Here is a 6951-nt window from a genome sequence, read left to right on the forward strand (position 1 = left end):
GTAAAAAAACTTGCTCACTTCCTTGCTTTTTAACACAGTATCTCCTGCTTAAATAGACCACCTCAGGTCTCACTTGCCCCCAAAAAGCATTCCCGTTACGACGACCACAAACAAGGACCAAAACAGCAGAACGACTGCCACCGCGCACGCGGCCAGCAACAAGAAAATGCCGAGCCCCCGGCGCGCCCGTCTCAGGGCGGCGTGCCCGGTGGCCGCCATGAGCAGGACGGCCTCCAGGGTCATCCACGCGGTCAGCAGCCCCGACTGCCCGGAGATAACGGCCACGTACCCCAGCACGCCGGCGCTCGTGACGGCCGCTCCTAGGCCCCCGATGCTTAGCGCGAGCACGAGCAGGCGCAGCCCGAGCGGCTGGGAGGGGAGCGTGAGGCGGGCGAACCAGGAAGCACTCATGGGAAGCAGACTTTCGCTGGTAAATCTACGCGAGGAGTTTATCAGAACGGTCGTGGCTGTTACAGAACTCCGAGCGGCCGTGCCAAGCGAACACTCAACGCGCCTGACGACGCTGGAAAGGTGTTCAAACGGGTCTTTTACACGTGCCTCAGCGCTCCCCTCTCTTGTTTCTGAACGGACCAGTGAGTTCTGCAACAGCCACGGTCGTTTTTGTGAATCCTATCGAATGACCGCCGCTGCGCTTCGGCTCCGGAACGCCCCGTGCTTGCCTGGTGCATGAACCAGCTCCCCGCAGGCAGCCGTTTAACCCGGTTACAACGGCGCCTGAAAACAGGGCCACGTGAAATAGAGCACCGCCCCTTGCAGCAGCGTTAGCCCCAGGGTTACGTCCCAGAAAGCGGCTTTGCGGTTTTTATGGTGCAGCAGCCAGATAGCCGCCCACGCGCCGGGCGCCGCGCCCGGCAGCGTGGCCAGGTGCAGCGTTTTTTCGGCCATGCGCCGCTGGTCCCGTTGGGCTTTGCGTTTATCCAGGGCGAAGAGCCCGAAACACAGCAGGTTGAAAAACAACAGGCAACTCAGCAGTATTTTCATGGGGCGGGAGGCGGGCCTTTCGGATTCGTCTGTTCCGGGTTTCGGCCCGGGTGGTCGCGGCAGGGGTCTGAACCGGTTGGGCGGGTTCAAAAAGGGGCGGGGAAGACGGGGTACCAGTGGGTTGGCAGACAAAGATTGCTCCAGCGGGTCCGCAATTTATTGCGTTGCGTTCAAGGAAAAGGTGGGGATAAGGGATTCTTCCTGAGGAAATCCTGCCGGCCACTACCCCAGAACCCCCTGCTCTGGGTCTTCTTCCACCTCCAAGGCCCCGGCGACCAGCCTGGCGATGCGTTTGAGCTTGGACGTCTCCTTCGCGTGGGGGTGCTGAAGTACGGCCAGTATCGCCCGCAGCTGCTTACGCAGCCTGTAGGCCTTATTTTGGTGCGCTTTGGGCAACTGCCGGGCGGCTGCTAACTCCTCTTCCAGCCGATGCGTCTTGTGGCGCTCCTGTAGCAGCTGGCTGCTGACGGTTTCCAGTTCGTCCTGGATGCGGTTGCGCTCCCGGCGCATCGCGTCCGTTTGGCTGACCTGGGGAGTGTTGTGGTAGAAGGCGGTGGCAAGGTCCAGGGCCTGATTGCCCACCGCCACCGGAATGCCGGCGTCGCGCAAGGCCGCTTTCGCCTGCTGGATATGACCCGGTGTAATGATGGGTGACTCTTGGCTCATGGACAGCTGGGTGGTGGTAAACGAGGACTTGTGGCCTTGGTTAAACGGTTGGTCCAAAAGGTAATGGGCGAGCTCGTCAACCGTCGCTTCTTATAGGGGCATGGGTGCTGACGGGGCGTTCTCACAGCAGAAAACCTACGTTTGGGGCACCCAGGTGGCTATTTGCAGCGTTGAAGTATCGGTTCCGTATCGCGCGGACAGCGTTAATTGCACGTTGATTGCTGAACAAGTAATCTGACCCAAGCTAGCGCATATTCTGCTCATTTTGCTCAACACTGAACGCTGAGGCATATTGCACAGAACTAGGGAGTTCCCCTGAACAAACAGCCCTCATAACCGCTGAACGCGGGATATGAGCGGGTAGGTGCCCCATCTGGAAGCGCCTCGTTAATTTCTGTACCAAACGTTTAACCGAGGCCAACAGTAGGTACCCGGCAAAGGTCAGGGATTTACGTCCATCCCGTAGGCTGACCGGCTGAAAGTTCACAGCTCTCCTACCACTGGTTCCTGTGCCTAGAGCCGTTTCCAAGGGTGCCAGCTGTCGTCGTACCGCGTTAGCACGTGCTTCGACGTTCTTTCCTGTCAGCAGCCTCCCTTGTCAACACGTATAAATAACTGATAGTAAGTACTAAACAGCATAAATCCCTCGTCTAATTAGTACCTTTTTGTACCCCATTTCCTTGATTCAGGTGCGGCTCTAGGGAACGCAAGAAACCTGAGGTATTTTGTGCTTAAGATGCTGACTGTAAAAGTATTAAATACGATTTTAACTAGTTTTGTACCAACTAAAACCGGTTAGGTATTATCCCTCCCAATTAAATTATGAGCGTATTTCAGTTCCATTTTCCTGGTCCGGTGTGTTTGGTATGCCTTCACTGAATCGTTCTGCATCGATTAAAACGGCGTTACTCATTTTTTCTTTTCCTTCTTTTCTTCCCTGCTGCTTCGGTCAATAAGTCTCCCAAGACGTGCAACGGGTGTTCTCCCATCACCCCAGCTAACGCCACTATTTTCTCCACCATCAAATGGCCCGGGTTCGTGCGCGCATGCGTGAGCGAAGCGGCACTAATATGCATCGTGGTGCAGATTTCGCACACCGAGAACCCGAACTTGCCATCCCCTCGCGGGTGATGCTCGACAATGTCGCGAAACGTGCGCCGCTTCGGTGCGTTTCGCCGAACGGAAAGGGGTTTCTTTTTTAACATGCTGGACACCGGGGAAACCAACCCGGGCTCCTCCCTGCTCTCTTCCAACGAACCGCTCGTGCCCTCGGCTGGACCGGTCAGCGGCACGAGCGTTTTAGGGGCCGGCGGACACAGGGTATGCACCGGCTGCTGGATTGCGTCCTGGATTGCATCATCGCCGCGCGCCGCCAGTGCATGGCGGTGGGCTAATTGCGTTAGCAAGGCGTAAGCGAGCGGACCACACGCCTGCGCGCTGGCCTGCACCTCAGCCAGCGCCGGGACGGCCTGCCGGTGGTAAGTATTGAGTTCCGCTACCAATTCCGCGGCCGTCTGTCCGTCCGTAAGCGGAATAGCCGCGGGCAGTTCCGGATACGCGGCCAGGGCCTGGATCCGGCGCGCGAGGTCTTGCCAATCAAAGCTCACGGCTTTCCCGTGCACCAACAGGTCGAGTTGGAGTTCCCGGAGCACATCGCCCCACGTGGACCAGCCCAGGCCGGGGAAGTGACGCTCCATTCGGGCGTTGGCATCCGTCAGCGCCTGCGCAATCAGCAGCGGAGAAGCATGAGCAAAAGAAATGCGCTGTGGACCGGCGTTATTATTAGACAGCGCCAGAAGGACCTATAATGAGGTGCTCAGGGGCGTTTATTACCTAGCTCAGTTGCACCATCCTTTCCTTATTTTTTTACGAGCCATTGTAGGCCGTCCCGTTCCTCTACGCTAAACCCTTGGGAGAGGTAGATGGCCTGCAAATGCTCCTCGAAGGTGGGCAAACGGTCTTTCTTGGCGAAGGGCCCAGGGTTGTCGTACATGGTCCGTACTTCGGCCACGGGGTAAGCAACCTCCGCAGTCGCCGCCGCCACTTTTTTTGCAGCAAGCGCCTTTTTTGGTGGAGCAGCCGCGCGCTGGCTCTCTAGGTAGTCTGATAGCAGGTATTTTTCTACCAATGCCTTGTAGATGGCCCCGGCGGGTTTTTTGATTTTACCCAGTCGGTGCTGCGCCCCGACTCTTTCGATGACGAAGCGCAAATATCCCTCGTCGTATTCTTTAGCTTTTAGCTGGGCTTCCACTTGCTTGATGCTATCAGGCTTTAAACCCAGTTCCAGCAGCGCGGTGCCCCAGGCGTCCACCGGCAAGACGGGTGCTTTCTTGGCCGAGGCTTTGCGCGCAAACTGAAAGCTAACACGCTGCACTATTTTCCCTTGCCGCTGTACCTCGTAGGAGAAGGGTATGTCGGTGAGGGAAAGCTGGTCGCGGGCAGGTTCCAGTATCTTGGCCTTAAAGCTTCTGAACTGGGGGTATTCATGGTCTTGCACATCGAGTACGAACCGCAGTTCTTGCACGCTCATGGTGCGCCGGCCAAATTCTGCGTATTCTTTCAGCAGCCAGTAGATGCGCAGGGCAGAAGGGCTTTTGAGCTTCTGCACCTCTTCGAGGTCGGCCAAGGTAAAGTTGCCGGCCTCTTGAAGTTGCAGCAGGTAGGGCAGGGCATCCACGTTGAAGCTGGCCACTACCCCGCCCAGTTCGGGCTCCCAACTGGCGGTTGAAATCAGATTGATGTAGGTAAAGGCCGGCTTTTTGGTGCGACGACGGGTTTGGGGCTCCAGCTTCTCGATGTAGATTTTAAACTCCATGATGCTCTGACACATCGCGTCTACCCGTTCGTAGGCCGACCCGCTTTGTGAATCGAGTATCAATTCCTTAATAGGAATAAGGTGGCTGCGGAACTCGGTTTGCCCGAAATCCTGCCGGGCCAGCATAGACACGAACAGCCGCATTTGCAGCGGTATCATCGAAAAACGGGCGTTTATCAGCGCGTTGTGCTGGGCAAGCTGTTGGTTGGGGTTCTCTTCCGGTTGCATAAAGTGCCGTCTTTTTAGTTACAGGTAGAGCAGAATGTCAACGTCTTTTTAGTTACACATAGAATCGACTCTAAACGTCTTTCTGGTTACACATAGAATAAGGAACCACCGTCTTTTTGGTTACACATAGGACAGATTCCAAACGTCTTTTTGGTTACAGATAAGTGTCGTCTTTTTAGTTACAGGTACCGTCTTTTTGGTTACAGGTAAAATAAGAGACCAACGTCTTTTCGGTTACAGATGCCGTCTTTTTAGTTACAGGTAACGTCTTTTCGGTTACGTTTGCCGTCTTTTTAGTTACACATGACGCGTTCAAGACACCGGTAATCAATGAGTTGCGTAGAGGGTAATACTTTAATATAGTTTAACCTTCTAAAGAGCTAGCTTTTTTTGTGAATTATTTCTTTAAAAACAAAGCTCCGAAACGCAGTTAGCTTTCGGGGGCCGGGGCGGCGTGGCATCGGTGAGCTAACCTACCGGTTTGCCTACCAATGCCGTCTCCAAATGCTAAGATACCAGCTTGGGCCGCCACGTCTTGCAAATGCGCCGGAAGACATCGTCCCCAAGCGGTAGGCCGGGTGGGGGGTGATGCGCCAACGTTCCATGATGGCCCACACCTCGCTACTTTCCACCGATGCACCGGCCGGTAGCGGTTGATTTGGTGGGCCAGCTACGGGGAGCCGCGGGCGTCGGCCGCGTCGGGCTCAAACATAGCGTAGCCGGCGCGCCCGGGGCTCTCCTCAGCTCGTTCCTTGTTCAGCAGCAGCGTGCAGGCATGGTGGAATCGGTTCTGGTTGCGCAGGGCCGTCGCGCCTACGTGGATTTTGATGTACACCGTACACCAGCGCAAGGACATTGTCGCCCCTACCTGAGGAAACATTCGGCGGGTGGACTCCTTGCCGCCGGTGCCGCCGGTCATGGTCACGGACCCGCCCGGCTCCTCGAAGTAGATGGGGACCGTGCGCCGGTTCTCGCGCAGCTGAGGTGGTCGAGTAAATCCGGCCAGAACCGGGTGGTATCTTTCCTTCATCATAGACGACACGCCAAAACCCAATAACCGCCGCACCCACAACGCGGCCTTCCGCGCCGAAGCCTTGCGCCTATCTGAGCAGAGCCGCTCGACCCAGGCCGCCGCCTGGGCACTCAACATCGACCCGAAACGCATTTACCAGTGACAGAAAGCAGCTCAAACGCCAGTGGCGGCCGCCTTGGGGGCTGCGCTGGATCCGGCTGCGGCGGCCGAACTGCGCCAGCTGCGGGCCCGAGCCCAGCGGCTGGCGCAGAAGTCGGAGATTTTAGAAAAAGCCATCGCCAGTGCCTGTTTTAAGCGCAGGCTCTGGCATACGCCAGACCAATAAGCTGTTACCGCTTCATCGACACCGAACACGGGCACTGCCCCTTGCGGCGGCTCTGCCAGGTACTCGGGGCGCCGGCCAGTGGGTACTATCCATGGTAAACGTGGCAGCAGTGGGCCGTAGCTAAGGAAACGCCCGTCTGGGAAAAGGCCCTGGTGAAGGTTTTTGGCGTTCACAAACGCTGTTATGGGACCCGCCGCCTGCAAGTTGCCTTGCGCCGGAACGGGCATAGGGTAGGTCGCCAGCGCCTGCGCACGGCCATGCGCCGCTGGGGCCTGCACGCGCTGCAACCCAAGGTCTTCACCCCGCGCACGATCAACTCCACGCATGGGCTGCGCTGCGCCCCCACCAGCCCAAGCCCACCAAAGCCAACTGGGTGTGGGTGTCGGACATCACGTATTTACCGCTCGCTAACGGCTCTTGGGCCTACTTATGCGCGTTTCAGGAGCAGTGCACCAGGCAGGTGGTCAGCTGACACATGGGGTCCACCATGCCCGAAACACTCGTCACAACGGCTTTGCAGCGGGACCTGCTTGCCCATGCCCCCGCCCCGGGCCTGTTCGTGTATTCCAACCGCGGCGGCCAGCATTGCGGCGACGTCTACCGCACCCTGCTCCACGAGCACGGGGCCCTGCGCTCGTGGAGCCGCCGCGGTGAGTGCTACGACAACGCACAAGATAAAAGCCTGTGGTCCCGCCGCAAAACGGAGGTGTTCGAACTCCGCGAGTGGCCCGTTTTTGCCGACCTGGCCGATGCGCAGGCCAGCGTCGCCGAGTATTTTGACTACTACTGGTTAAAAAACAATAATTCGTCTGGTTGAGTTTGTGGTTTTGACTACGCCCACTTTAGGACCTTACGATGACGCTTTACCGCCTTTACCTCACG

7 protein-coding genes and 1 pseudogene are annotated in these 6951 nt (G+C 57.3%); 2 read left to right on the forward strand and 6 right to left on the reverse strand.

What is annotated here, in order from left to right; all coding sequences use genetic code 11:
• Positions 1-69: 69 nt before the first annotated feature.
• The 6 genes from IEW17_RS20285 to IEW17_RS20310 all read right to left on the reverse strand — a co-directional run bounded on the left by IEW17_RS20285 (position 70) and on the right by IEW17_RS20310 (position 5744).
• On the reverse strand, positions 70-411 hold the full coding sequence (locus IEW17_RS20285) for a hypothetical protein (protein ID WP_188563890.1): 342 nt from the start codon (positions 409-411) through the stop codon (positions 70-72).
• A 312-nt stretch (positions 412-723) separates the two neighbouring features.
• Positions 724-1002 carry a DUF1294 domain-containing protein gene (locus IEW17_RS20290; protein ID WP_188563891.1) on the reverse strand — a complete coding sequence of 93 codons (279 nt, stop codon included), beginning with the start codon at positions 1000-1002 and terminating at the stop codon, positions 724-726.
• 222 nt (positions 1003-1224) lie between these two features.
• Positions 1225-1725, reverse strand: coding sequence for a hypothetical protein (locus tag IEW17_RS20295; RefSeq protein ID WP_188563892.1), 501 nt, complete (start codon positions 1723-1725; stop codon positions 1225-1227).
• Positions 1726-2573: 848 nt separating this feature from the next.
• Positions 2574-3365 carry a hypothetical protein gene (locus tag IEW17_RS20300; RefSeq protein ID WP_188563893.1) on the reverse strand — a complete coding sequence of 264 codons (792 nt, stop codon included), beginning with the start codon at positions 3363-3365 and terminating at the stop codon, positions 2574-2576.
• 161 nt (positions 3366-3526) lie between these two features.
• The gene (locus IEW17_RS20305; protein ID WP_188563894.1) at positions 3527-4711 is read right to left on the reverse strand and encodes a replication initiation protein; all 1185 of its coding nucleotides are present in this window, start codon (positions 4709-4711) and stop codon (positions 3527-3529) included.
• 670 nt (positions 4712-5381) lie between these two features.
• Positions 5382-5744 carry a hypothetical protein gene (locus IEW17_RS20310; RefSeq protein ID WP_188563895.1) on the reverse strand — a complete coding sequence of 121 codons (363 nt, stop codon included), beginning with the start codon at positions 5742-5744 and terminating at the stop codon, positions 5382-5384.
• Positions 5745-6221: 477 nt separating this feature from the next.
• Between IEW17_RS20310 and IEW17_RS21555 the strand changes: the two are divergent.
• Positions 6222-6350 (forward strand): annotated as a pseudogene (locus IEW17_RS21555) (IS3 family transposase); the annotation flags it as partial.
• Positions 6351-6556: 206 nt separating this feature from the next.
• Complete coding sequence (locus tag IEW17_RS21150; protein WP_229749174.1) at positions 6557-6886, forward strand: hypothetical protein; 330 nt, start codon at positions 6557-6559, stop codon at positions 6884-6886.
• Positions 6887-6951: the final 65 nt, after the last annotated feature.

Source organism: Hymenobacter frigidus, assembly GCF_014640435.1.
GTDB lineage: Bacteria > Bacteroidota > Bacteroidia > Cytophagales > Hymenobacteraceae > Hymenobacter > Hymenobacter frigidus.

Bases quoted from the DNA above. Each gene is read 5' to 3' on its own strand.
- IEW17_RS20285 (WP_188563890.1), bottom strand. From the start codon at position 411: ATGAGTGCTTCCTGGTTCGCCCGCCTCACGCTCCCCTCCCAGCCGCTC.
- IEW17_RS20290 (WP_188563891.1), bottom strand. From the start codon at position 1,002: ATGAAAATACTGCTGAGTTGCCTGTTGTTTTTCAACCTGCTGTGTTTC.
- IEW17_RS20305 (WP_188563894.1), bottom strand. From the start codon at position 4,711: ATGCAACCGGAAGAGAACCCCAACCAACAGCTTGCCCAGCACAACGCG.
- IEW17_RS21150 (WP_229749174.1), top strand. From the start codon at position 6,557: ATGCCCGAAACACTCGTCACAACGGCTTTGCAGCGGGACCTGCTTGCC.
- IEW17_RS20310 (WP_188563895.1), bottom strand. From the start codon at position 5,744: ATGATGAAGGAAAGATACCACCCGGTTCTGGCCGGATTTACTCGACCA.
- IEW17_RS20300 (WP_188563893.1), bottom strand. From the start codon at position 3,365: ATGGAGCGTCACTTCCCCGGCCTGGGCTGGTCCACGTGGGGCGATGTG.